This is a genomic window from Vibrio jasicida CAIM 1864 = LMG 25398 (genome assembly GCF_000400365.1).
GTDB lineage: Bacteria > Pseudomonadota > Gammaproteobacteria > Enterobacterales > Vibrionaceae > Vibrio > Vibrio jasicida.
Window position 1 is genome coordinate 41,354 of record NZ_BAOG01000004.1, and the last position, 23,796, is coordinate 65,149.

The 23,796-nt window shown below is 45.8% G+C and carries 25 protein-coding genes; 23 read left to right on the forward strand and 2 right to left on the reverse strand.

Annotation, left to right across the window (positions count from 1 at the left end):
* Positions 1-212: 212 nt before the first annotated feature.
* From rpmH to glmU, 20 genes are all read left to right on the forward strand, one after another.
* Positions 213-347, forward strand: coding sequence for a 50S ribosomal protein L34 (gene rpmH, locus VJL_RS01820; RefSeq protein WP_005378825.1), 135 nt, complete (start codon positions 213-215; stop codon positions 345-347).
* 46 nt (positions 348-393) lie between these two features.
* Positions 394-717: a ribonuclease P protein component gene (gene rnpA, locus VJL_RS01825; protein ID WP_009699098.1), complete on the forward strand. Its 324-nt coding sequence runs from the start codon at positions 394-396 to the stop codon at positions 715-717.
* Positions 684-941 carry a membrane protein insertion efficiency factor YidD gene (gene yidD, locus VJL_RS27645; RefSeq protein WP_005451046.1) on the forward strand — a complete coding sequence of 86 codons (258 nt, stop codon included), beginning with the start codon at positions 684-686 and terminating at the stop codon, positions 939-941. Before rnpA ends, yidD begins: the two co-directional genes overlap by 34 nt.
* Positions 942-943: 2 nt before the next feature.
* The gene (gene yidC, locus VJL_RS01830; protein ID WP_038870200.1) at positions 944-2,566 is read left to right on the forward strand and encodes a membrane protein insertase YidC; all 1,623 of its coding nucleotides are present in this window, start codon (positions 944-946) and stop codon (positions 2,564-2,566) included.
* Positions 2,567-2,698: 132 nt separating this feature from the next.
* Positions 2,699-4,060, forward strand: a complete 1,362-nt coding sequence (gene mnmE / locus VJL_RS01835; protein WP_038875188.1) for a tRNA uridine-5-carboxymethylaminomethyl(34) synthesis GTPase MnmE — start codon at positions 2,699-2,701, stop codon at positions 4,058-4,060.
* Positions 4,061-4,159: 99 nt separating this feature from the next.
* Positions 4,160-4,600 carry an FMN-binding protein MioC gene (gene mioC, locus VJL_RS01840; protein ID WP_038870197.1) on the forward strand — a complete coding sequence of 147 codons (441 nt, stop codon included), beginning with the start codon at positions 4,160-4,162 and terminating at the stop codon, positions 4,598-4,600.
* 469 nt (positions 4,601-5,069) lie between these two features.
* Positions 5,070-6,965: a tRNA uridine-5-carboxymethylaminomethyl(34) synthesis enzyme MnmG gene (gene mnmG / locus VJL_RS01845; RefSeq protein ID WP_038875190.1), complete on the forward strand. Its 1,896-nt coding sequence runs from the start codon at positions 5,070-5,072 to the stop codon at positions 6,963-6,965.
* Positions 6,966-7,601, forward strand: a complete 636-nt coding sequence (gene rsmG / locus VJL_RS01850) for a 16S rRNA (guanine(527)-N(7))-methyltransferase RsmG (RefSeq protein ID WP_038875192.1) — start codon at positions 6,966-6,968, stop codon at positions 7,599-7,601.
* Positions 7,602-7,611: 10 nt separating this feature from the next.
* Complete coding sequence (locus VJL_RS01855; protein ID WP_038870193.1) at positions 7,612-8,385, forward strand: ParA family protein; 774 nt, start codon at positions 7,612-7,614, stop codon at positions 8,383-8,385.
* 23 nt (positions 8,386-8,408) lie between these two features.
* Positions 8,409-9,290, forward strand: a complete 882-nt coding sequence (locus tag VJL_RS01860) for a ParB/RepB/Spo0J family partition protein (protein ID WP_038875194.1) — start codon at positions 8,409-8,411, stop codon at positions 9,288-9,290.
* Positions 9,291-9,479: 189 nt separating this feature from the next.
* Positions 9,480-9,869 carry a F0F1 ATP synthase subunit I gene (locus tag VJL_RS01865; protein ID WP_038870191.1) on the forward strand — a complete coding sequence of 130 codons (390 nt, stop codon included), beginning with the start codon at positions 9,480-9,482 and terminating at the stop codon, positions 9,867-9,869.
* Positions 9,870-9,877: 8 nt separating this feature from the next.
* Positions 9,878-10,690 carry a F0F1 ATP synthase subunit A gene (atpB, locus tag VJL_RS01870; protein WP_020195196.1) on the forward strand — a complete coding sequence of 271 codons (813 nt, stop codon included), beginning with the start codon at positions 9,878-9,880 and terminating at the stop codon, positions 10,688-10,690.
* A gap of 55 nt (positions 10,691-10,745) precedes the next feature.
* On the forward strand, positions 10,746-11,003 hold the full coding sequence (gene atpE, locus VJL_RS01875) for a F0F1 ATP synthase subunit C (RefSeq protein ID WP_005372317.1): 258 nt from the start codon (positions 10,746-10,748) through the stop codon (positions 11,001-11,003).
* 56 nt (positions 11,004-11,059) lie between these two features.
* On the forward strand, positions 11,060-11,530 hold the full coding sequence (gene atpF / locus VJL_RS01880) for a F0F1 ATP synthase subunit B (RefSeq protein ID WP_005451032.1): 471 nt from the start codon (positions 11,060-11,062) through the stop codon (positions 11,528-11,530).
* Positions 11,531-11,544: 14 nt separating this feature from the next.
* Positions 11,545-12,078 carry a F0F1 ATP synthase subunit delta gene (gene atpH / locus VJL_RS01885; protein WP_038870190.1) on the forward strand — a complete coding sequence of 178 codons (534 nt, stop codon included), beginning with the start codon at positions 11,545-11,547 and terminating at the stop codon, positions 12,076-12,078.
* 13 nt (positions 12,079-12,091) lie between these two features.
* Entirely contained in the window at positions 12,092-13,633 is a 1,542-nt protein-coding gene (atpA, locus tag VJL_RS01890; protein ID WP_038870189.1) for a F0F1 ATP synthase subunit alpha, read from the forward strand.
* Between the two features lie 44 nt (positions 13,634-13,677).
* Positions 13,678-14,544: a F0F1 ATP synthase subunit gamma gene (atpG, locus tag VJL_RS01895; protein ID WP_038870188.1), complete on the forward strand. Its 867-nt coding sequence runs from the start codon at positions 13,678-13,680 to the stop codon at positions 14,542-14,544.
* A gap of 35 nt (positions 14,545-14,579) precedes the next feature.
* On the forward strand, positions 14,580-15,983 hold the full coding sequence (gene atpD, locus VJL_RS01900; protein WP_038870187.1) for a F0F1 ATP synthase subunit beta: 1,404 nt from the start codon (positions 14,580-14,582) through the stop codon (positions 15,981-15,983).
* Between the two features lie 18 nt (positions 15,984-16,001).
* Positions 16,002-16,424, forward strand: a complete 423-nt coding sequence (locus VJL_RS01905) for a F0F1 ATP synthase subunit epsilon (protein ID WP_005429758.1) — start codon at positions 16,002-16,004, stop codon at positions 16,422-16,424.
* A gap of 149 nt (positions 16,425-16,573) precedes the next feature.
* Positions 16,574-17,935 (forward strand): bifunctional UDP-N-acetylglucosamine diphosphorylase/glucosamine-1-phosphate N-acetyltransferase GlmU, encoded by a 1,362-nt coding sequence (glmU, locus tag VJL_RS01910; protein ID WP_038870186.1) that lies wholly within the window; start codon positions 16,574-16,576, stop codon positions 17,933-17,935.
* 80 nt (positions 17,936-18,015) lie between these two features.
* Here the strand turns inward: glmU and VJL_RS01915 are convergent, their stop codons facing one another.
* Positions 18,016-18,756 carry an amino acid ABC transporter permease gene (locus tag VJL_RS01915; protein ID WP_038875196.1) on the reverse strand — a complete coding sequence of 247 codons (741 nt, stop codon included), beginning with the start codon at positions 18,754-18,756 and terminating at the stop codon, positions 18,016-18,018.
* A gap of 122 nt (positions 18,757-18,878) precedes the next feature.
* On the opposite strand from VJL_RS01915, the gene VJL_RS01920 reads away from it, so the two are divergent.
* Positions 18,879-19,655: a transporter substrate-binding domain-containing protein gene (locus VJL_RS01920; protein ID WP_038875199.1), complete on the forward strand. Its 777-nt coding sequence runs from the start codon at positions 18,879-18,881 to the stop codon at positions 19,653-19,655.
* An 87-nt stretch (positions 19,656-19,742) separates the two neighbouring features.
* Here VJL_RS01920 and punC read toward each other — a convergent pair whose 3' ends face one another.
* On the reverse strand, positions 19,743-20,948 hold the full coding sequence (gene punC, locus VJL_RS01925) for a purine nucleoside transporter PunC (protein WP_038870183.1): 1,206 nt from the start codon (positions 20,946-20,948) through the stop codon (positions 19,743-19,745).
* Positions 20,949-21,102: 154 nt separating this feature from the next.
* Here punC and punR point away from each other — a divergent pair, with 154 nt between their 5' ends.
* The gene (gene punR, locus VJL_RS01930; protein ID WP_038875201.1) at positions 21,103-22,008 is read left to right on the forward strand and encodes a DNA-binding transcriptional activator PunR; all 906 of its coding nucleotides are present in this window, start codon (positions 21,103-21,105) and stop codon (positions 22,006-22,008) included.
* Positions 22,009-22,096: 88 nt separating this feature from the next.
* Positions 22,097-23,776, forward strand: coding sequence for a sensor domain-containing diguanylate cyclase (locus tag VJL_RS01935; protein ID WP_038875204.1), 1,680 nt, complete (start codon positions 22,097-22,099; stop codon positions 23,774-23,776).
* The last annotated feature ends 20 nt before the right edge of the window (positions 23,777-23,796 follow it).

The following is a 23,796-nucleotide window of genomic DNA, read 5'->3' on the forward strand; positions in this document are numbered from 1 at the left end:
AGATTTTACTCACACTACGTATAATCGCTCGGCCGGAATTTCGTACTCATGAGTCATTGACACATTATGTGAGTGTGATTACAATTCCGCCTCTTTGTTGAGAGGCGTCGGTTGCTTCTCTCTATATAAAGAGTTTCTTTATATAAGAAAGCATATTGCCCACGCCGGGTTTAACAAGAACCTAAAACTACTGATCAGTAAAGGTAATTATCATGAAACGCACTTTTCAACCTACAGTTCTAAAGCGCAAGCGTACTCACGGCTTCCGTGCTCGCATGGCAACTAAGAACGGTCGTAAAGTTATCAACGCACGTCGTGCAAAAGGCCGTGCGCGCCTATCAAAATAATCGCTAGTTTATTTTGAACACGTACGCGTTTAATCGGGAGTTACGCTTGTTAACTCCCGAGCATTATCAAAACGTCTTCCAGCAAGCTCATCGAGCTGGCTCGCCTCATTTCACCATCATTGCTCGCAATAACAAACTTTCTCACCCACGATTAGGTTTAGCTGTTCCGAAAAAGCAAATCAAAACTGCTGTCGGTAGAAACCGCTTTAAGCGTTTGGCTCGTGAAAGCTTTCGTAACAATCAACATCAACTTCCAAATAAAGATTTTGTTGTGATTGCCAAGAAAAGCGCGCAAGATTTAAGCAATGAGGAACTATTTAAGTTGTTTGATAAGCTATGGCATCGCCTGTCTCGCCCTTCACGTGGATAGCCATTGGGCTCGTTAATCTGTATCGCTGGTTTATCAGCCCTTTGATTGGTCCTCGTTGCCGGTTCACACCAACTTGTTCTACTTACGCGCTAGAAGCTTTGAGAGCTCACGGTTTTGTAAAAGGATGTTGGTTATCAGGCAAACGTCTATTAAAATGCCACCCTTTGAATGAAGGGGGGTATGACCCCGTTCCACCAGTCCAAAAACAAGACAGAGATAACTAACGATGGATTCTCAACGTAATATCCTGCTCATCGCTCTGGCACTGGTTTCTTTCTTGCTATTTCAACAATGGCAAGTAGCAAAGAACCCAGCACCTCAAGCGGTTGAACAGGCTCAATCAAGCAGTACTCTACCTGCACCATCTTTTGCTGACGATCTAGACCCAGTTCCTGGTCAACAGCAAGCTTCTGCAAAAACTATCACAGTAACGACTGATGTTTTAACTCTGTCGATCGACACCGTTGGTGGCGATGTGGTACATGCCGACCTAAACAAATACGCTGCTGAACTTGATTCATCAGACCCTTTCGTTCTGCTTAAAGATACTAAAGGCCACCAGTTCATCGCACAAAGCGGTCTAGTGGGTCCTCAAGGTATTGACCTAAGCAGCACTAACCGTCCTCACTACAACGTGAGCGCAGACAGCTTTACTATGGCTGACGGTCAAGACGAACTGCGTGTTCCAATGACTTTCACTGCGAACGGTATCGAATACACTAAGACTTACGTATTCACACGTGGCAGCTACGCGCTAAACGTAGAATACGATGTCGTGAACAACTCAGGTAACAATGCAACCTTTGGTATGTACGCTCACTTGCGTCAAAACCTAATGGACGCAGGCGGTAGCATCACGATGCCAACTTACCGTGGCGGTGCTTACTCAACTGAAGATGTTCGTTACAAGAAATACAGCTTCGAAGATATGCAGGATCGTAACCTGTCTATCAACCTAGCAGACGGCCAAGGTTGGGCAGCAATGATCCAACACTACTTCGCTGCAGCGTGGATCCCACGTAACGAACCAGGTACAAACCTATACACTCGCGTAATTGGTAACCTTGGCGATATCGGCGTTCGTATGCCGAACAAAACTATCGCAACAGGTGACCAAGCTCAGTTCGAAGCGACGCTATGGGTTGGCCCTAAACTACAAAATGACATGGCAGCAGTAGCACCAAACCTAGACTTAGTAGTTGACTACGGTTGGTTATGGTTCATCGCTAAACCACTTCACTCATTGCTTGCTTTCATCCAAAGCTTCGTGGGTAACTGGGGTGTGGCAATCATCTGTTTGACCTTCATCGTTCGTGGTGCAATGTACCCACTAACGAAAGCGCAATATACGTCTATGGCGAAAATGCGCATGCTACAGCCTAAACTGCAAGCAATGCGTGAACGTATCGGTGATGACCGTCAGCGTATGAGCCAAGAGATGATGGAACTGTATAAGAAAGAGAAAGTGAACCCACTGGGTGGCTGTTTACCTCTTATCCTACAGATGCCAATCTTCATCGCGCTATACTGGGCACTAATGGAATCGGTTGAGCTACGTCACTCACCATTCTTCGGTTGGATTCATGACCTTTCAGCGCAGGACCCGTACTACATCCTGCCACTTCTGATGGGTGCATCAATGTTCCTAATCCAGAAAATGAGCCCAACGACAGTAACGGATCCAATGCAGCAGAAGATCATGACCTTTATGCCGGTTATGTTTACCTTCTTCTTCTTGTTCTTCCCATCAGGCCTAGTTCTATACTGGTTGGTGTCGAACATCGTTACGCTGATCCAACAAACTTTGATTTACAAAGCGCTGGAGAAAAAAGGCTTACACACCAAGTAACCTTTTAGTAAAAGAATAAGAAAGGCGGCCAAAAGGTCGCCTTTTTGTTTTTGGCTGATTACAATTCAGCTAATTAATGGTTATGGCTCCCTAGGACTTCAAATCCTATAGCCCAGCTCAAAAGGCAAGATTATGACTACAGATACGATTGTCGCTCAAGCAACCGCACCGGGTCGTGGCGGTGTCGGCATTATTCGTGTTTCTGGCCCTAAGGCCAACCAAGTAGCACTAGAGGTAACCGGTAAAAACCTAAAGCCTCGCTACGCAGAATACCTGCCATTTCAAGCAGAAGATGGCACCGTGCTAGACCAAGGCATTGCCCTTTACTTCCCTAACCCACACTCGTTCACAGGCGAAGATGTGTTAGAGCTGCAGGGCCACGGTGGCCCCGTGGTAATGGACATGCTGATCAAGCGCATCTTGGGTATTGAGGGCGTTCGTGCCGCACGTCCTGGTGAGTTCTCTGAGCGCGCGTTCTTAAACGATAAGATGGATTTAACCCAAGCAGAGGCCATCGCTGACCTGATTGATGCTAGCTCTGAAGAAGCCGCAAAATCGGCACTTCAGTCGCTACAAGGTCAATTCTCACAGCGTATTCAAACGCTGGTGGAATCTCTTATTCATCTGCGTATCTACGTAGAAGCAGCTATCGACTTTCCTGAAGAAGAAATCGACTTTCTTGCAGATGGTAAAGTGTCTGGAGACTTGCAAGCCATCATCGACAACCTTGATGCCGTGCGTAAAGAAGCTAACCAAGGTGCGCTCATGCGCGAGGGCATGAAAGTTGTCATTGCAGGTCGTCCTAATGCGGGTAAATCAAGCCTATTGAATGCACTGTCAGGTAAAGAGTCCGCCATCGTAACCGATATCGCAGGCACTACTCGTGACGTACTACGAGAGCACATCCATATTGATGGAATGCCACTGCACATCATCGATACTGCTGGTCTGCGTGACGCTTCAGATGAAGTAGAGAAAATCGGTATCGAACGCGCTTGGGACGAAATTGCACAAGCTGACCGTGTGCTTTTCATGGTGGACGGTACAACAACCGACGCCACCGATCCTAAAGACATCTGGCCTGATTTTGTCGATCGCTTGCCGAACAATATGGGCATGACAGTGATCCGTAATAAAGCGGATCAAACCGGTGAAAGTATGGGGATCTGCCACGTCAATGATCCAACCTTAATCCGCCTCTCAGCGAAGACGGGCTCGGGTGTGGATGCTTTGCGCACTCACTTAAAAGAGTGCATGGGCTTTTCTGGTAACACTGAAGGTGGTTTTATGGCGCGCCGTCGACACCTAGATGCGCTAGAACGCGCAGCTCAACACCTTCAAATCGGCCAAGAGCAGCTAGAAGGGTACATGGCAGGGGAAATCCTCGCAGAAGAGCTACGCATTACTCAGCAGCACCTCAATGAAATTACTGGTGAGTTTAGCTCTGATGACTTACTCGGCCGAATTTTCTCTTCATTCTGTATCGGCAAATAATAAAATGCGCGGTGTTAGGCTTGAGCTTACCACCGCGTTTCTTTTTGTACTGACGCTCAGATACCTACGGGCGTTGGTATGACTCAATAAGGAAGACACATGATCCACATTATTACAGGCAGTACTTTAGGTGGCGCGGAATACGTAGGAGATCACTTAAGTGATCTCCTCAACGCAAACGGCTTCGAAACAACGATCCACAACCAGCCAGAGTTGTCTGCTATCGAGAATCAAGGCACTTGGTTGGTGATAACTTCAACTCACGGCGCGGGTGAATATCCAGATAACATTCAGCCTTTTATTGCTGCATTACAAAACACACCGCCTAAGATGGCAGACGTAAAGTTTGCTGTGATAGCAATTGGTGACTCAAGTTACGATACGTTCTGTGCTGCTGGCCAACATGCTTTCGACCTATTAGAAGACATTGGCGCAACACCAATCACAGACTGCTTGAAGATTGATGTACTTAGCTACGACGTACCTGAAGACGCTGCAGAAGTGTGGTTGAAGGAAAATCTGGCTCGCTTTTCTGCTTAATTCCTCTATCACAGAGTCGCATTGCGGCTCTGTTTCTCCCTATTGTAAATAACTTCTCTCAAAAAATTTTGTTCAACCGCTCAAAAAACACCCAAACCATCTGTGGATAAGTATACTAAGATCCAGTGACTTTCCTTTAGTTATCCAAATAATAACTTTGATCCATTTTTACCCCTGTGCATAAGTAGCGATTTTGATCTCAGGTAATCCTCGATCAGATCAAATCATGATCACAACTTTTGATCCAAAGAAGATCCATGATCTTGTTGATCATTTTCTACTTATCCACAGAAATGGTCGATCCTAATAATAGATCCAATAAAAGATCATATATATAGATCTTATATATATAGTCTTGGAGACTAAAATTTGAAAAGCGAGAAAACGATTCTCTCTCACAGAGAAAAAAGGTAAAATACCGCTCTTTTTTATCTGTCCATTAAATCCTTTGAATACCTGAGGTCAGTTCATGCTTTATCACGAAAACTTTGACGTCATTGTTGTCGGTGGCGGACACGCAGGAACGGAAGCCGCGCTCGCATCTGCACGCACAGGACAAAAAACGCTTCTCCTTACCCATAACATCGATACATTAGGCCAAATGTCTTGTAACCCAGCTATCGGTGGTATCGGTAAAGGTCACTTAGTAAAAGAAGTGGATGCTATGGGCGGTTTGATGGCAGAAGCTATCGACCATGCAGGTATTCAATTTCGAACACTGAACGCCTCTAAAGGTCCGGCAGTACGTGCAACACGTGCACAAGCGGACAGAGCGCTGTACAAAGCGTATGTTCGCGATGCATTAGAAAACGCCCCAAACCTTACTTTGTTCCAGCAATCGGTTGATGATCTAATTGTTGAGCAAGATCGAGCGGTTGGTGTGGTTACGCAAATGGGTCTTAAATTCCGAGCTAAAGCGGTGGTACTCACCGTTGGTACTTTCCTTGGCGGAAAGATCCACATTGGTATGGAAAGCTCATCTGGTGGCCGTGCTGGGGATCCACCGTCGATCGCATTAGCGGATCGACTACGCGAACTACCGTTCCGTGTGGATCGTCTAAAAACAGGCACACCACCACGTATTGATGCACGCAGTGTTGATTTCTCAGTGCTTGAAGCACAACATGGTGATAATCCAACGCCTGTATTTTCTTTCATGGGTAATCGTGATCAACATCCACGTCAAATCCCATGTTTTATTACGCACACCAATGAGCAAACTCATGAGGTGATCCGTAATAACCTCGATCGTAGCCCAATGTATGCGGGTGTGATCGAAGGTATCGGTCCACGTTACTGCCCGTCTATCGAAGACAAGGTGATGCGCTTTGCAGATAAAAACAGCCATCAGATTTTCATCGAGCCAGAAGGTCTAACAACGCACGAGTTATATCCGAACGGTATATCCACCAGCCTGCCATTTGACGTACAAGTGCAAATTGTTCGTTCAATGAAAGGTTTTGAAAACGCACATATCGTTCGTCCAGGCTACGCGATTGAGTACGATTTCTTCGACCCTCGTGATTTGAAGCAAACGTACGAAACCAAATTCATCAGTGGTCTATTCTTTGCTGGGCAAATCAACGGTACGACTGGTTACGAAGAAGCTGCAGCGCAAGGTTTAATGGCTGGCCTGAACGCTAGTCTGCATAGTCAAGACAAAGAAGGTTGGAGCCCACGCCGTGATCAAGCTTACATGGGCGTGTTGATTGACGATTTGTCGACCATGGGTACCAAAGAGCCATACCGCATGTTTACGTCTCGTGCTGAATACCGTCTGTTGCTGCGTGAAGATAACGCCGACTTACGTTTGACGGAAAAAGCGCGAGAACTTGGTTTGATTAATGATGTTCGTTGGGCGCGTTTCAATGAAAAAATCGACAACATGGAAACCGAGCGTCAACGTCTGAAATCGACGTGGATGAATCCGAATTCTGCAGGTATCGATGAGCTAAACAAGCTATTGAAAACGCCAATGGCACGTGAAGCTAGCGGTGAAGATCTTCTTCGTCGTCCTGAGATCTCGTATTCACAACTGACGCAACTTGATGCGTTCGCACCAGCACTCGACGATCAACAAGCATCAGAGCAAGTTGAAATTCAAGTGAAATACGATGGTTACATTAAGCGCCAGCAAGAAGAGATTGAAAAATCATTGCGTCATGAGCATACCAAGTTACCAACTGATCTGGACTACAAATACGTGAAAGGTCTTTCTAATGAAGTTGTAGCTAAGCTGACGGAAGCAAAACCGGAAAGTATCGGGATTGCCTCTCGAATTTCAGGTATTACCCCTGCGGCAATTTCTATTTTGCTGGTTCACTTGAAAAAACACGGCTTGCTGAAAAAAGGCGAGGACGAGTAAATGAGCGCACTACGCACAAAACTGGATGCCCTAATCGAAAAAACCGATTTAGAGGTATCTGAAAAACAACGCGAGCAGTTGGTCGGCTATGTCGAACTGCTCGACAAGTGGAACAAAGCGTATAACCTCACATCGGTTCGTGATCCACTTGAGATGTTAGTGAAACATATTCTTGATAGCATAGTGGTTAGCGCTCACTTACAAGGCGAGCGTTTTATCGATGTGGGTACTGGCCCTGGTTTACCAGGTATTCCTCTGGCCATAATGAGTCCTGATAAAACGTTCTTCTTGCTAGATAGTCTAGGCAAACGCATTCGTTTTATTAAACAAGTGGTTCATACGCTAGGTCTGAAAAATGTGACGCCTATTCAAAGTCGTGTCGAAGAATTCCAACCAGAAGAAAAATTTGATGGCGTTCTGAGTCGAGCTTTTGCTTCAATGACGGACATGGTGGAATGGTGTCACCATCTGCCTAAACAAGATAACGGGGTGTTCCTAGCACTGAAAGGACAGCACCCTAAAGATGAAATGGATCAGCTTCCTGAATGGTGTAGTGTGACAGAGATCATATCTTTAGCTGTTCCTGAGTTGGAAGGTGATCGTCATCTAGTAATCTTATCGCGCAAGGAAAATTAGCGAGGTAATCGTGGGTAAAATAGTAGCAATCGCCAACCAGAAAGGTGGGGTCGGCAAAACAACAACGTGCATTAACTTAGCAGCTTCGATGGCGGCAACAAAGCGCAAGGTTTTGGTGATCGATCTCGACCCTCAAGGTAATGCTACTATGGCCAGTGGTGTCGACAAATACATGGTTGACGCAACGGCGTATGATCTTCTGGTTGAAGATACCCCGTTTGAACAAGTGGTTTGCACTGAAACCACTGGTAAATACGATCTTATCGCTGCGAACGGAGACGTTACCGCTGCGGAAATCAAATTGATGGAAGTGTTCGCTCGCGAAGTTCGTTTAAAAAACGCACTTGCGCCAGTTCGCGATAACTATGATTTCATCTTTATTGATTGTCCTCCTTCTCTAAACCTTCTTACAATCAATGCCATGGCCGCAGCCGACTCTGTGCTGGTGCCGATGCAATGTGAATACTTTGCGTTAGAAGGTTTAACTGCTCTTATGGATACAATCAGCAAGTTAGCGGCCGTGGTCAATGAAAACCTCAAAATCGAAGGTTTACTGCGTACGATGTACGATCCACGTAACCGCCTGTCTAATGAAGTATCCGATCAACTTAAAAAACACTTTGGTAGTAAAGTTTACCGTACCGTGATCCCACGTAATGTGCGTTTGGCCGAAGCGCCGAGCCACGGTAAACCGGCAATGTACTATGACAAGTACTCCGCAGGCGCCAAAGCGTATCTTGCTCTAGCGGGCGAAATGCTCCGCCGCGAAGAAATCCCAGTTTAACTCTAACCTAAGGAATTCATCCCATGTCTAAGCGTGGTCTAGGAAAAGGACTGGATGCGCTGTTGTCGACCAGTTCGCTGGCTCGTGAAAAACAGCATATTGCATCGCACAGCCAAGCATTGTCGGCAGATGGTGAACTGACGGATTTAGCGATCGGTCAATTGCAACCGGGTGTTTACCAACCGCGTAAAGATATGGCGCCAGAAGCCCTAGAAGAGCTAGCGGCTTCTATTCAATCACAAGGCATCATTCAACCTATCGTTGTACGTCAAGTCGCAGGCGGTCAGTTTGAAATTATCGCTGGTGAGCGCCGTTGGCGCGCTGCTAAGCAAGCAGGGCTGAAACGTGTTCCTTGCTTGGTGAAAAAGGTTGAAGACCGAGCAGCCATCGCAATGGCGCTGATTGAGAACATTCAACGTGAAGACTTGAATGTGATTGAAGAAGCGCAAGCGCTTGAGCGTTTGCAAGATGAATTCACGCTGACTCATCAGCAAGTGGCCGATGTGATTGGCAAATCAAGAACGACCGTCAGTAACTTATTACGTCTGAATCAATTAGAAATTGACGTAAAAGGTCTGGTCGCTAATAAAAAATTAGAAATGGGTCATGCTCGAGCATTGTTGGCTTTAGAAGGCGAACAACAAATTGAAGTAGCTCTGCAAGTCGCTAAGAAGCAAATGACAGTTCGCCAAACCGAACAGTTAGTAAAAAAGTGCTTAGCGCCACAAAATGAGCAAAAAGCGCAACAAGAAGATACCGAAGCGGAGCAAATGTCGCATAAATTGAGTCAACTGCTTGATGCTAAGGTTTCTTTGGTCCGTTCTGCAAACGGCAAAGCGAAAGTGACGATAAGTCTTGATGAGCCTCACAAATTGGATCAACTGATTGCCAAGCTAGAGGCCTAGATGAGATAATTGATTTAGGTCAATTAATCAATTTAATCGAATTTTGTGTGAAAGTTGTCGGATTGTAAACAAAACTGTAAGTTTTTGATGCAATATAATTGCATTCAATTGTTCTCACCGTATAATTTTCGCCAATTTCCCTGCACATAGAGTTTAGTGCGAAGTGGATATTACTAGAGGTACGAATACATGGTAGCTGCGTTAGCTAGACCAGGACGAGAGCTCGCAAAGCAATTGTTAATGATCCAGTCTGGCGCGGTTATTTTTGTGGCGGCAGGAATGGCGGTGGCCGTGAATCCTGAATGGGGATTTTCAGCGTTGGTTGGTGGTGGCATTTTTGTCGTTGCCAATGCAGTATTCGCGCTCTTTGCTTTTATGTTTAGTGGGGCTCGCGCTGCAAAGCGTATTGCAGCTTCATTTTTCACAGGCGAAGCTCTGAAAATTCTCATCACGGTTGCGCTATTCTACGTTGCCTACATGTATATGCAGGTGGAACTTGTTCCCCTCAAACTAACCTATTTGCTGGTACTAGGTATTAATATCTGTGCACCAGTGCTATTCATTAACAACAAAAAATAGGATGAGTTATGGCTGCGCCAGGTGAAGCGCTAACATCGTCCGGATACATTGCCCACCACTTATCAAACCTTTCTTTAGCTAAGTTAGGCTTGGTAGCGGATGAAGCAAGTTTCTGGAACGTACATATCGATAGCCTGTTTTTTTCTTGGTTTACTGGTTTAATTTTCCTCGGAATTTTTTACAAAGTAGCGAAGGGAACAACAGCGGGTGTACCGGGTAAGCTTCAGTGTGCTGTAGAAATGATCGTTGAATTTGTCGCGGAAAACGTCAAAGACACGTTCCATGGACGCAACCCACTGATCGCGCCTTTAGCACTGACTATCTTTTGTTGGGTATTCTTGATGAACGTGATGGACTTAGTCCCGATCGACTTCTTGCCTTACCCAGCAGAGCATTGGCTAGGTATCCCTTACCTTAAGGTTGTACCGTCTGCTGATGTGAATATCACCATGGCTATGGCTCTAGGCGTTTTCGCATTGATGATTTACTACAGCATCAAAGTGAAAGGTCTAGGTGGATTCGCAAAAGAACTTGCACTACATCCATTCAATCACCCACTAATGATTCCGTTTAACCTACTGATCGAAGTGGTATCGCTACTAGCGAAGCCTCTTTCTCTTGGTATGCGTTTATTCGGTAACATGTTCGCGGGTGAGGTTGTATTCATTCTTTGTGCGGCAATGCTACCATGGTACTTACAATGGATGGGTTCACTACCGTGGGCAATCTTCCATATCTTGGTTATTACGATTCAAGCCTTCGTATTCATGATGTTGACAATTGTTTACCTGTCAATGGCACACGAAGACGCTGATCATTAATTTTTTAAGCTTTTTATTTGGGCACTAAGCCAACAACTATAAATTGGAGATAGTAATGGAAACTTTACTGAGCTTTTCTGCAATCGCCGTAGGTATTATCGTCGGTCTTGCTTCTCTTGGTACAGCGATTGGTTTCGCACTGCTAGGTGGTAAATTCCTAGAAGGTGCTGCACGTCAACCAGAAATGGCTCCTATGCTACAAGTTAAGATGTTCATCATCGCAGGTCTACTTGATGCGGTTCCAATGATCGGTATCGTAATCGCGCTACTATTCACTTTCGCAAACCCATTTGTGGGTCAACTAGCAGGCTAATTAACAACTCTGTTAATTGTATTTTTGTAGTTGATTCTTAAAAGGGAGTAGCTGTTGTGAATATAAACGCAACTCTGCTAGGTCAAGCAATCTCGTTCGCACTATTTGTGTGGTTCTGCATGAAGTATGTATGGCCACCGTTGATGCAAGCGATCGAAGAACGTCAGAAGAAAATTGCTGATGGTCTTCAAGCAGCAGAACGTGCTGCAAAAGACTTGGATCTAGCACAAGCCAACGCTTCTGATCAGATGAAAGAAGCGAAGCGCACAGCAACTGAGATCATCGACCAAGCGAATAAGCGTAAGTCTCAAATTATTGATGAAGCTCGCGAGGAAGCTCAGGCAGAACGCCAGAAAATCCTAGCGCAAGCGGAAGCAGAACTTGAAGCTGAACGTAATCGTGCACGCGATGAGCTGCGCAAACAAGTTGCTACTCTGGCTGTAGCTGGTGCCGAGAAAATCCTTGAGCGTACTATCGATAAAGACGCTCAGAAAGATATTCTCGACAACATTACTGCAAAACTTTAAGTCTGGGGGCGCATATGTCTGATTTGACTACAATCGCACGCCCCTATGCTAAAGCAGCTTTTGACTTTGCTGTAGACAAAGACCAGTTGGACCAATGGGGCCAAATGTTGTCTTTCGCTACTGAAGTTGCCAAAAACGAACAAATGAATGAACTTTTAACCGGTTCTGTTTCCGCCGAGAAAATGGCAGAAATTTTTGTTGCAGTTTGCGGTGAACAAGTTGATGCGCACGGTCAAAACCTGATTAAGGTTATGGCTGAGAATGGTCGTTTAACGGCCCTTCCCGATGTTTGTGAGCAATTCTTCTTATTGAAGAAAGAACATGAGAAAGAAATCGATGTTGAAGTCATTTCAGCAAGCGAACTTTCTGATGAACAGCTAGCAAATATTGGCAGCAAACTTGAAGTGCGTCTTGAACGCAAAGTGAAGCTGAATTGCAGCGTAGATGAGACCCTACTTGGTGGGGTTATTATTCGAGCCGGAGACCTAGTCATCGATGACTCAGCGCGAGGTCGTTTGAACCGCCTGAGCGATGCATTGCAGTCTTAATGGGGATTGGAGCATGCAACTTAATTCCACGGAAATTAGCGATCTAATCAAACAACGCATCGAATCTTTCGACGTTGTTAGTGAAGCTCGCAACGAGGGTACTATCGTATCGGTAAGCGATGGTATCATCCGCATCCACGGCCTAGCGGACGTGATGCAAGGTGAAATGATTGAATTACCGGGTGGCCGTTATGCACTAGCACTTAACCTTGAGCGTGACTCGGTTGGTGCGGTAGTAATGGGCCCATATGCTGACCTTAAGGAAGGCATGAAAGTTACAGGTACTGGCCGCATTCTTGAAGTGCCAGTTGGTCCAGAGCTACTAGGTCGCGTAGTAAACACGCTAGGTGAACCTATCGATGGTAAAGGTCCAATCGAAGCTAAATTGACTTCGCCTGTAGAAGTAATCGCACCAGGTGTAATCGACCGTAAATCGGTAGACCAACCTGTACAAACTGGCTACAAATCAGTTGACTCAATGATCCCAATCGGTCGTGGTCAGCGTGAACTTGTAATCGGTGACCGTCAGACTGGTAAAACAGCAATGGCGATCGATGCGATTATCAACCAGAAAGACTCTGGTATTTTCTCAATCTACGTAGCAATCGGTCAGAAAGCATCGACTATCGCTAACGTAGTTCGCAAACTAGAAGAGCACGGCGCGCTAGCTAACACTATCGTTGTTGTTGCATCTGCTTCTGAATCTGCAGCGCTACAATACCTAGCGCCATACGCAGGTTGTGCGATGGGTGAATACTTCCGCGATCGCGGTGAAGACGCACTGATTGTTTACGATGATCTATCTAAGCAAGCGGTAGCTTACCGTCAGATCTCTCTACTACTAAAACGTCCACCAGGCCGTGAGGCATTCCCAGGTGACGTATTCTACTTACACTCTCGTCTACTAGAGCGTGCAGCTCGTGTAAACGAAGAGTACGTAGAGCGTTTCACTAACGGTGAAGTGAAAGGTAAGACTGGTTCTCTAACTGCTCTTCCTATCATCGAAACTCAAGCAGGTGACGTTTCAGCATTCGTACCGACTAACGTAATCTCGATTACCGATGGTCAGATCTTCCTACAAACTGAGCTATTCAACGCGGGTGTTCGCCCAGCCGTTGACCCAGGTATCTCAGTATCTCGTGTAGGTGGTTCAGCTCAGACGAAAATCATCAAGAAGCTATCTGGCGGTATCCGTACTGCACTAGCTCAGTATCGTGAACTAGCTGCATTCGCACAGTTCTCGTCTGACCTTGATGAAGCAACGAAGAAACAGCTAGACCACGGTCAAAAAGTAACAGAACTAATGAAGCAGAAGCAGTACGCTCCAATGTCTGTATTTGACCAAGCACTAGTTATCTTCGCGGCAGAGCGCGGCTATTTAGCAGATGTTGAACTAAACAAACTGCTAGATTTTGAAGCGGCTCTACTATCGTATGCTCGCGGTCAATACGCTGAATTTGCAGCTGAGATCGACAAGTCGGGTGCGTACAACGATGAAGTTGAAGCTCAGTTGAAGAAGCTGACTGACGACTTCGTAGCAACCCAAACTTGGTAATTAGGTCGGTGGCAGTTTCTGCCACCAACTAACGGAGAGTAACGATGGCCGGCGCAAAAGAGATACGTAATAAAATCGGTAGTGTTAAAAGCACGCAGAAAATTACGAAAGCGATGGAAATGGTAGCAGCTTCAAAAATGCGTCGTTCTCAAGATGCAATGGAAGCTTCTCGTCCATACGCTGAAACAATGCGTAAAGTGATCGGTCATGTGGCAAACGCAAACCTAGAGTACCGTCATCCGTACCTAGAAGAGCGTGAAGCCAAGCGTGTTGGTTACATCATCGTTTCTACAGACCGTGGCCTGTGTGGCGGCTTGAACATTAACGTGTTCAAAAAAGCTGTGACAGATATGCAGGCTTGGAAAGAGAAAGGTGCAGAAGTTGAACTGGCAGTTGTTGGTTCAAAAGCGACAGCATTTTTCAAAAGCAGTGGCGCAAAAGTTGCTGCTCAGGTTTCAGGTCTGGGTGATAGCCCAAGCCTTGAAGACCTAATCGGTTCTGTAAGCGTAATGCTAAAGAAATACGATGAGGGTGAATTGGATCGCCTGTACGTAGTGTTTAACAAATTTGTGAATACTATGGTTCAGCAACCAACGATCGATCAATTGCTACCTTTGCCTAAATCGGACAGCGAAGAGATGCAGCGTGAGCATTCATGGGATTACATCTATGAGCCTGAACCAAAACCTCTACTGGACACACTTCTAGTGCGTTACGTAGAGTCTCAGGTTTACCAAGGTGTGGTTGAGAACCTTGCTTGTGAGCAAGCGGCTCGAATGATTGCGATGAAAGCTGCAACGGATAACGCGAGTGACCTGATTGAAGACTTAGAACTTGTGTACAACAAAGCCCGTCAGGCTGCGATTACACAAGAACTGTCTGAAATCGTATCAGGTGCTGCAGCGGTTTAAGCTTAGGTTAAACGAAATAGTTTAGAGGATTAACGATGGCTACAGGTAAGGTCGTACAGATCATTGGTGCGGTAGTCGACGTAGAGTTCCCACAGAGCAATGTACCTAGTGTATATGACGCTCTAAACGTTACGGACTCAAAAGAACGTCTTGTTCTTGAAGTTCAGCAACAGCTAGGCGGTGGCGTAGTTCGTTGTATCGTAATGGGTAGCTCTGATGGTTTACGTCGCGGAGTTGAAGTGGTTAACACTGGCGCTCCAATTTCAGTACCAGTAGGTACTAAAACCCTAGGTCGTATCATGAACGTTCTAGGTGACGCGATTGATGAGTGTGGTGAGATCGGTGCGGAAGAGCTTTACTCTATCCACCGTGAAGCACCAAGCTACGAAGAGCAATCAAACGAAACTGCACTTCTAGAAACCGGTGTTAAAGTAATCGACTTGATTTGTCCATTCGCTAAGGGTGGTAAAATCGGTCTATTCGGTGGTGCAGGTGTAGGTAAGACCGTTAACATGATGGAGCTTATCAACAACATCGCACTTCAACACTCAGGTCTATCTGTGTTTGCAGGTGTTGGTGAGCGTACTCGTGAAGGTAACGATTTCTACTTTGAGATGCAGGAAGCGGGTGTTGTAAACATCGAGAAACCTGAAGAATCAAAAGTAGCAATGGTTTACGGTCAGATGAACGAGCCACCGGGCAACCGTCTACGTGTTGCTCTGACAGGTCTAACGATGGCTGAGCGTTTCCGTGATGAAGGTCGTGACGTTCTATTGTTTATCGATAACATCTACCGTTACACGCTTGCAGGTACAGAAGTATCAGCACTTCTAGGTCGTATGCCATCTGCGGTAGGTTACCAGCCTACGCTTGCAGAAGAAATGGGTGTACTACAGGAGCGTATCACGTCAACTAAGCAAGGTTCTATCACGTCTGTACAGGCGGTATACGTACCAGCGGATGACTTGACTGACCCATCTCCAGCAACAACGTTCGCGCACTTGGATGCAACGGTTGTACTTAACCGTAACATCGCAGCAATGGGTCTATACCCTGCGATCGACCCACTGGATTCTACATCTCGTATGCTAGATCCATTGGTTGTTGGTCAAGACCACTACGACACAGCTCGTGGTGTTCAGCAGACTCTTCAGCGCTACAAAGAGCTGAAAGACATCATCGCGATTCTAGGTATGGACGAGCTATCTGAAGAAGATAAGCAAGTTGTATCTCGTGCACGTAAGATTGAGCGTTTCCTAACTCAGCCTTACCACGTAGCGGAAGTATTTACAGGTGACCCTGGTGTTTACGTACCTCTTAAAGAGACTCTACGTGGCTTTAAAGGTCTACTAGCTGGTGAATACGATGACATTCCAGAGCAAGCGTTCATGTACTGCGGTTCGATTGACGATGCTATCGAGAATGCGAAGAAGCTATAAGGCTAACTAGGAGGCGATATGGCACCAATAACCTTTCACCTAGACGTAGTAAGCGCTGAGAAACGTATTTTCTCAGGTCGCGTTGAAACGTTTCAGGTGACCGGTAGCGAAGGTGAGCTGGGTATTTTCCACGGCCACACTCCGCTCCTGTCCGCTATTAAGCCTGGTATGGTGCGTATTGTGAAACAGCACGGCCACGAAGAGTTCATTTATGTCTCTGGTGGTATGGTCGAAGTTCAGCCTGGTACTGCTACAGTACTGGCTGATACAGCGATTCGTGGTGAAGATCTAGACGCAGCGAAGGCAGAAGAAGCCAAGCGTCGCGCTGAGGAGCAAATCCAGAATCAGCATGGCGACATGGACTTCGCACAAGCGGCCAGTGAACTGGCTAAAGCCATTGCTCAGCTACGAGTTATCGAGCTGACCAAAAAGCGTCGCTAAGCTCTATTAGCAACGTTGCATGAAAAAGGCGGCCATTTGGTCGCCTTTTTGATTAATTTTAGTAGGAAATTTACATCCCGCCATTAACTATTCCCTTCAAGGTGTTTAAAATAACGCCCAATTAAAACTAAAACGTCAATAGGTTAATCATGAGATTCAGTGCTGTGATCCTAGCTGCGGGTAAGGGTACCCGTATGTATTCGAACATGCCTAAAGTGCTTCACACTTTAGCAGGGAAGCCAATGGCAAAACATGTTATCGATACATGTACTGGCCTAGGCGCACAAAACATCCATTTAGTTTATGGTCACGGTGGTGACCAAATGCATCAGACGCTTGCTGAAGAACCGGTTAATTGGGTACTGCAAGCTGAGCAGTTAGGTACGGGTCATGCAGTTGATCAAGCTTCTCCAAAGTTTGAAGACGATGAAAAAGTACTGATTCTATATGGTGATGTTCCACTGATTTCAGCTGAAACGATTGAAAACTTGCTTGATGCACAACCTACGGGCGGCATCGCGCTATTAACCGTCATGCTTGACAACCCAATGGGTTACGGTCGTATCATCCGTAAAAATGGCCCTGTTGTGGCGATCGTTGAACAAAAAGATGCGACAGAAGAGCAGAAGCTCATCAAAGAATGTAATACTGGTGTGTTGGTGGCGACAGGCGGTGACCTGAAGCGCTGGCTTGCCGGTCTAAATAACGAAAACGCACAAGGTGAATACTACCTAACTGACGTTATCGCGGCCGCACACGATGAAGGTCGTGCGGTAGAGGCAGTGCACCCAGTAAACGCGATTGAAGTGGAAGGTGTTAACGATCGTGCTCAACTGGCTCGTTTAGAGCGTGCGTTCCAATCAATGCAAGCACAGAAACTGCTAGAACAAGGCGTTATGCTGCGCGACCCAGCGCGTTTCGACCTACGTGGTGAACTGCAATGTGGTATGGACTGTGAAATCGACGCGAATGTAATCATCGAAGGTAAAGTATCACTGGGTGATAACGTAGTGATTGGTACAGGCTGCGTTCTAAAAGATTGTGAAATCGACGATAACACCATCGTTCGCCCATACAGCGTAATTGAAGGTGCAACCGTTGGTGAAGAATGTACGGTTGGCCCATTCACACGCCTACGTCCTGGCGCAGAGATGCGTAACGACTCTCACGTGGGTAACTTCGTAGAAGTGAAAAACGCGCGTATCGGTGAAGGCTCTAAAGCGAACCACCTAACTTACCTAGGTGACGCAGAAATCGGTCAACGCACTAACATCGGCGCGGGTACCATTACTTGTAACTACGATGGTGCGAACAAGTTCAAGACCGTCATTGGTAACGACGTTTTCGTTGGCTCAGATAGCCAACTTATCGCGCCAGTGACAGTTGCGGATGGTGCAACTATTGGTGCTGGTACTACGTTAACCAAAGATGTCGCTGAAGGTGAGCTTGTGATCTCTCGCGCGAAAGAGCGCAAAATTACCGGTTGGCAACGTCCAGTTAAGAAAAAGTAAGCTTAATTCGTTTACTTCAAAAAAACAAAGCCGCTCTTGATGAGCGGCTTTGTTGCATCTGGTGTTGTGAAAGATAGAGTTTAGTGACTTGGGATCGCTATGCGCTTCTCTAGCCAGCGCACCGCTTGAGAGACCAAAAGAATCAACACCAAATACTCTAAGACGAGAAACGTATAGATCTCTAATGGTAAGTACTCATTCACGACCAATTCATTCGCTCGTCTCGTTAAGTCACTTAAACCTATTACGCTGACCAACGAACTCATTTTAAGGATATAAACGAATTGATTCCCCAGTGGCGGTAAGATTTGTCGGAACGCTTGAGGAAGAATCACCAAACGCATTTTTTGCCAATAGTTTAATCCAAGTGACTCTGCTGCTTCATGTTGGCCACGACTGATAGCTTGGATCCCGCCTCTAAATACTTCTGCCATAAAGGCACTTTCTGCAATGGTTAACGCAATCACACCTGCCCAAAAATGATTCAGTGATACGTCTAGCAGCGTCGGCATGCCGTAATACACCCAAAGCAGCAGTACCAAAACAGGAATAGAGCGGATCACCTCCACATAAATACGGTTTATCCACTTGAGTATTGGAGAGTCAGAGAGCGCGGGTAGGGCGATGAGCAATCCAATCGTCATCGCAAACAACATACTGAGCAATGACACTTGGATCGTGTCATTAAAGCCTGCGACCAGAAATCTGATGTTTGTCAGCCCTTGTTCGGTCGATGGATCAAGAACATACCAGCCCCATTGGTAGTCAGAGCAACCGGTGAGAAAAAGCAATGAAACGAGGCACAGATGTCGATAGTTCACAATTACTCCCTGAACTGACTAAAAAACTTCCTTTGTTGCTGCTATGTTATCAATGAAGCCGTACTAATGGTTAATAATTAAAGGGAATATCTCCCACTCTCATTCTTTTAAGGGAATAGAAAATGAAAAAAACGTTGCTTGCGCTAGGAATGTGCCTGCTTGCGATAACTCAAGTCGTTCATGCAGAAAGTCGTCTACAAGAGATATTGGACAAAGGTGTTTTACGTGTAGGGACGACAGGGGATTGGAACCCGATGACGATGAAAGATCCTGCGACCAATGGTTATCGTGGTTTTGATATCGATGTCACCGCTGAGCTTGCTAAAGATCTGGGCGTTAAGGTGGAATACGTTGCGACCGATTGGAAAACACTGGTTAACGGTATCACGGCCAACAAATACGATATTACAGGTAGCGCGTCATTGAATATGTCACGCGCAAAAGTAGCAGGTTATAGCCAACCGTATTTTTATCTTGCGTTTGTACCTGTGGTGCAAAAAAAAGATCTAGCAAAATTCTCTGATTGGGCAGACTTCGATAAGCCAGATGTGAAAGTAGCAGCGACGCTGGGAACGGTTCAAGAGAAGTTGGTCAAAGACTTCTTTCCATCTGCGCAGCATATTGTGATTGAAGCGCCAGCACGTGACTTCCAAGAATTGCTAGCTCGCCGTGCCGACGTATCGGTAACATCAAACGTAGAAGCGGCCACGCTGGTGGAGAAGTTTAAACAGTTGGCGATTGTTCCAGTCAAAGAGCCGCGCAAGCCAACCCCAATTGCGATGCTCTTGCCTCAAGATGACCAAGTATGGATAAATTACATCAACCACTGGGTTGAGCTTAAGAAGACTCAAGGCTTCTTTAAGCAAACTGCTGAAAAATGGGGCTTGAAGAGTATGTAAGCTCTTACTCTTAGCTATCCTAGAAAAACAAAGAGCCGCATAGTGCGGCTCTTGTTTATTGCTTTATAGACTGAGTTTGAAGGTGTTTTAAAGCTCGTCTTCACTCACCACACGAGCATTGTCAGGTGTCGTGAAGTGCTGAGACAATTCACGGTTAGATAGAATGTAACCCATCCACAGACCACCCATACAAATCACAATCGCAACACCGGTCACCATTTGAGCTTGGCTCGCCATTGCTGCAACAAGTGCGCTTGATAGGCTGCTCACGGTAATTTGCAGGCTGTTTTGTAGGCCAGCAGCCGTAGCAGGACTTTGCTGAGCACTTGCTAATGCGCGGTTTACTACGATTGGATAAAGTGCACCGTTAGCAACCGCAATCAAACAGAATGGCGCTAGGATTGGCCAGATAGAGGTCAGTTGCCATTGTGACGCAGCGAAGATAAGCAGTGCAGCAACACTAAACAGGCCAATCAACTGACGCAGAATCTTCTCGTCACCGTATTTGCGAACGCCAACCTTACCTAAGTAACCACCCACCATGAAGGCGATAGTTTGTGGAATAAAGCTTAAACCAATGTCCTTCGCTTCATAGCCAAGTTGAGACATGATCTCAGGCATACCGGTTAAGTAAGCAAAGAAAGCCGCAGACGCAGTAGCAAACATAAACACGTTACCTAGGTAAGCTTTAGAACCTAGTAGTGATTTGATGTCTGAAGACATACTGGTTTGTTTTGCCTCTACTTTTTCATCTTTCTGAGCCATAGTTGCTACAACGAGTAGTACACCCATTAGCGTCAATGCAACAAAAATACTGTGCCAGCCAAAGCTGTCTGCCAATAACACACCTAATTGAGGTGCGAGTGCTGGTGATAGCGCAACCAAAGGCATAATGGTGGCAAAAATTTGCTGGCTTTGGCTAGAGTGACGTTTAATCACCATCGCTTGCCAGATCACCGCAGGAGCACAAACACCAATCGCTTGAACGAAGCGCAGTGCGAGTAGTTGCCATACTTGCTCACTGAACGCGAGGCCAAATGAGGCTATGGTAAACAGAACCAAACCTGCGGCCAACGTATTACGATGTCCAAATTTGTCTGAAGCCAAGCCCCACATCAACTGACCAAAAGCCATACCAACAAGAAATACGGTCAGAGAAAGTGCGATTTGTTCAGGGCCTGTAGCAAAATCGATTTCCATTGCTTTGAATGCCGGTAAGTACATATCGGTAGCAATAAAGCCGAGCATTGATAAGGCTGCGAGATAAACAAGCTGTAGTTTTGAGATTTTCATGATTCAACCAATCAAATTATTTAATCATTTATTGTTCAGTATCAGTTAGCGCTAACCCTGATTTATTTACCTCGCCATTCTATTTTTCGATTTTAAGAAAATAAAACGCTAAAATTATTGGTTATCAATCAAATTTTTTGAAGGGTCGATATTCATGTTCTCAAAATCTTCGTTGGAGATGCTCGATACGGTTGCTCGCTTAGGCAGTTTTACTGCGGCTGCCGAAGTGTTGCATAAGGTGCCGTCGGCGATCAGTTATGGCGTACGTCAAGTGGAACAAGAACTGGATGTGGTGCTGTTTCGCCGCTTGCCGAGAAAGGTAGAACTCACGCCAGCGGGAGAACTTTTTATTGCTGAAGCGCGTTTATTATTGAGACAGATGGCAGAAGTGAAAGCGCAAACTCGACGTGCAGCTCATGGCTGGCAATCAACGTTGAAGCTCACGTTGGATAACGTGGTCAAGCTCGACAAGCTCAAACCTTTGGTTGAAGACTTTTATCGAGAGTTTGAATTTGCAGAGCTGCAAATCAACATGGAAGTATTTAATGGTTCTTGGGAGGCTATCGCTCAGGAACGAGCTGATATCGTGGTTGGCGCTACTTCTGCAATTCCTGTTGGTGGCGATTTTGAAGTCAAAGATATGGGCGTACTCGATTGGGCATTCGTAATGTCTCCGGCTCATCCTTGCGTTCGTCAGCAGATACTTACCGAAGAGTTTGTCAGTAAATTTCCGGCTATTTGCTTAGATGATACGTCAAACGTCTTGCCAAAACGTCACACTGGGCATTATCCGAAACAACGACGTTTGCTTTTACCTAATTGGTACAGTGCGATTGAGTGTCTAAAAAATGGGGTTGGCGTAGGATACATGCCACGACATATTGCTATGCCACTTATTAATGATGGTGTGCTGGTAGAAAAAGTGCTGCCGGATGATAAGCCGCTGAGCCAGTGTTGTTTGGTGTGGCGCAAGGACGATAACCATAAGTTGATTCAATGGATGGTGGATTATCTTGGCTCGTCAAGTCAACTTCATCGAGATTGGCTACAACATTCATAAAATTGAAAATTGACCGAAACACGTGTTGACAATGTGGTCAATTCATTAAAAATCGAAACAAAGTTCGGTAAATTTAGGATAAACGATTATGTCAAAATTAGTGGATAGAAAATGGCAAATCTTACCGATCATCACATTGTCTGTGTTTATGTTGGTGGGATTATACGGGTTTTATATAACGCTTGAGCGTTCAGTGCATGATTCTGTGCAGCGAACAACGGAATCTCTGCTTACCGATGTTATCTATGAAATTAAAGAAGATGCTCCGAGCTTCGCTCACGATTCTGATATCGATGATTATATCGGTGACTTAACGCAAGCCGATGCAGATGCTCGTATTCAAGTACTTGATGAGCAGGGCACCGTTGTCGGAGATACTGCGCTGTCAGACCGCGCTTTAATTGGACTGGAAAGTCACAGCGACCGACCTGAATTTGTCCAAGCTTGGGAGAATGGGTCTGGCTACGACGTACGCTTTAGTGAAGTGTTGTCTGTTGATCTGTTTTACGTCTCACGCAAGGTTGTTATCGATTCTCAAGAGTTCGTCGTGGTACTCGCCGTACCGATGCACCATTTGAAAACCATGACATCACAATTGATGGCGATCTTAGGTGCCATGGTGGTACTGAGTATTGGCTTTCTTATCGCAACCTCGATTTTCAGCCATCGTCAAATCATCCATAAAGTATCCGAAGAGCAGAAAAAACAAGATGAGCGCATTCGTCAGCGTACATTGGAAATTGAATTAATGCATCGTTTGGCCAATATGCTGGCAGCATGTAACAATTTGATTGAAGCTCAGATGGTCGTAGAGGATATCGTCCCTCGTATTTTGGGTAAGGTGAATGGCAGTATTTCTCTGATGCGCTCTTCAAGAAACCAGTTAGTCACGCAACTAGATTGGGGGGATAGCTGGCCAGGAAGTCGCTCATTTGCTCCTGATGAATGCTGGTCACTGCGTAAAGGTCGCAGTCACTTATCGATTGAGTCATTCCATAACTTAACTTGTGAACATATGGCATCGATCGAAAATAACCAGACGCTGTGTATTCCTCTAACTGCACACGGCAATACCATCGGTATCATGCATTTGTATTTTGGCCAAGGTGAGATTGAAGTTGATGAGATGACCATGCAGTTGTCGTACAGCGTGGCGGAACATTTAGGCTTAGCATTAGCGAACTTGAGTCTCCAAGAGAAGTTACGTTCTCAGGCGTTGAGCGATCCGTTAACGGGGTTGTACAACCGCCGTTTCTTCGAGCAAAAGCTCACGGAGCACGTAAACAACTCAGCGACCAGCACAGAAGCTATGTCGCTATTGATGCTTGATCTCGACCATTTCAAGCGCTTTAACGACAACTTTGGTCATGATGCCGGTGATTACGTATTGAAAGAGATCAGCGCGCTATTAAAACGCACCGTCTCTGAAGATGAAACAGCCTGTCGTTTGGGCGGGGAAGAGTTAGCCGTGATTCTGCCTCATTGCGATATGGCTTCGGCAACGGATTATGCACAGAACATAGTGGATCAGATCCGTGCTTTACACCTAGAGCACAAAGGTTTGTCACTAGGTCAGTTAAGTGTCTCGATTGGTGTCGCAACTTATCCTGAGCCTGCTTCTGATATCGAAGTGTTAGTGAAGATGGCTGATAAGGCGCTGTATCTTGCGAAAGACCAAGGCAGAGACCGTGTCGTTAATTATCAACAATACAGCGAGTTTAAGACGCCAGAGCCAGATGCGGCGGAAATCACATTGGTTCAACGTTAATAAAAAATCCCTCGTCATGG